The organism is Streptomyces sp. NPDC006207 (genome assembly GCF_040613835.1).
Lineage (GTDB): Bacteria > Actinomycetota > Actinomycetes > Streptomycetales > Streptomycetaceae > Actinacidiphila.
Genome location: NZ_JBEXSX010000032.1, coordinates 1 through 1,800, shown reverse-complemented (window position 1 = coordinate 1,800; position 1,800 = coordinate 1). Strand labels below are relative to the sequence as shown.

The following is a 1,800-nucleotide window of genomic DNA, read 5'->3' as shown; positions in this document are numbered from 1 at the left end:
TTGACGAGGTTGGAAGCGGTGCGCAAGGTGTCGGGGTGGTCCTCACCCAGGACACGGCGCTGCCGGGCCAGGGCGTCCTCGCCCAACGCACGGGCCTGCTCGGTCTCACCGAGATCTTCCAGCCGGTTGGCGAGGTTGGAGGCAGTGCGCAAGGTGTCGGGGTGGTCCTCACCCAGGACACGGCGCTGCCGGGCCAGGGTGTCCTCGCCCAACGCACGGGCCTGCTCGGTCTCACCGAGCTCGGCCAGCCAGTTGGCGAGGTTGGAGGCGGTGGCCAGGGTGTCGGGGTGGTCCTCACCCATGACACGGCGGCGCCGGGCCAGGGTGTCCTCGTCCAGGGGACGGGCTGCAGCGTGGTCACCGATGTCAGCGTGGGCGCGAGCCAGGTGGTTGGCGGCCGTCAGGGTGTCGTTGTGGTCGGGGCCGAGGGTGTGGGTCCATGTCTGGTGGAGGTGCTGGAGGCGTTCCAGGGCTGTGTGGGGCTGAGCGCGTTCCATCAGGTACCAACACGCGTCACGGGCCGCGTAACGTGCCCCGCGGGTGGTGAGATCGGTGGGGACGACGACCAGCAGATGGGGCAGCAGGGCTGGCCAACGCGGCCAGGTACTGGGATCGACGGCCAGGCCGGGGTAGGCGGCAGTGAGGAGCCGGCTGGCGTTGTCGGCAGCTTGGGTGTGTTGATCGGGCATGAGCTGGTCGCGGAGAACGGTCTGGGTGAGGTGGTGCAATTGGACCGTGCCGCCGGTGACGCGGGCCAGGCCGTGCCGATCCAAGGCGATCAGCACTCGCCGCTTTGTCCGGGAGTCAGCCAGAATACGGGTTACGACGTTGTCGCTGGCGTTTGCGGGTGGTTTGCAGGCGTGGAGGGGGAAGGGGTCGGGGGCCAGGAGGGCGCAGGCGTTGAGGAGGGCGGCGGCGTCGGGGTCCTGGTCGGTCAGGCGTTGGGTGCTGAGGCGGATCTGTCCGGCCAGGGAGTGCGGGTAGTCCAGCGGGGCACTGTTGTCGGTGGCCTCGGCAGCATTGGCGGCGAGCTGTTCCAGGTACTGGTCAGGGGTGAACGCGGTCAGTGATTCCGCGACCTGCACCAAGGCCAGCGGCAGATCCTCCAGCGCCCGCGCGATCCGGTCGGCATCCGCGTCGCTCAGATCCGGGGTGTGGGAGCGCAGCAGTGCGACGGCTTCCCGGCGGGGCAGGTTGTCGACGTCGACGGGGGCGGCGAAGCCGTGCCAGCGGGGATTGCGGGAGGTAATCAGCACATGCCCCGGCCCGTCCGGCCGATACGGCCGCAACGCGGCGGGGTCGTCGGCGTTGTCGAAGACCAGCAGCCACCGCGACCGCCCCCTCAGCTCCCTCTTCAATCCGAGTAGTGCTTCGTCCACGGGGGTGTCGGGTTGGGCGGTGCCGGTCTCCACTGCGAGGGCGGCGAGCTGGTCGGGGATGAGGGCAGGGTCTTCGGCGTTGATCCACCAGGCCAGCTCGTATTCGTTGCTGAAGCGGTGGGCGTACTCGATGGCCAACTGGGTCTTGCCGACCCCGCCCCGCCCGTTGAACGCCAGCACCGCCACCGTCCCGGCCCCGGTCAGCCGTACCCGGGTGCTCAGCAGCGCCTCGTCCCGGCCGATGAAGCCCGCGTTCCGCCCGGGGATGTTCCACACCCGCGGCAGACCACCGCCCGGCAACCGCGGCCCTGTCGCCCCCACCCGCCGCAACCTGCCCGCCGTGCCACCCTGTCCCGGAAAGCCTGGATTCGTCGTCGGGGCACCGTCTGCGCCACGCACCGCGCCCAGCAGCGCCTCCCGA

Annotated in this window: 1 protein-coding gene; it reads right to left on the bottom strand. The window is 70.6% G+C overall.

Going from position 1 to position 1,800, the window contains the following annotated elements; translation table 11 throughout:
• Positions 1 to 1,700 (bottom strand): FxSxx-COOH system tetratricopeptide repeat protein (gene fxsT / locus ABZ312_RS24585; RefSeq protein WP_500438806.1); only part of this gene is annotated, 1,700 nt, incomplete at its 3' end.
• Between the last annotated feature and the right edge of the window lie 100 nt (positions 1,701 to 1,800).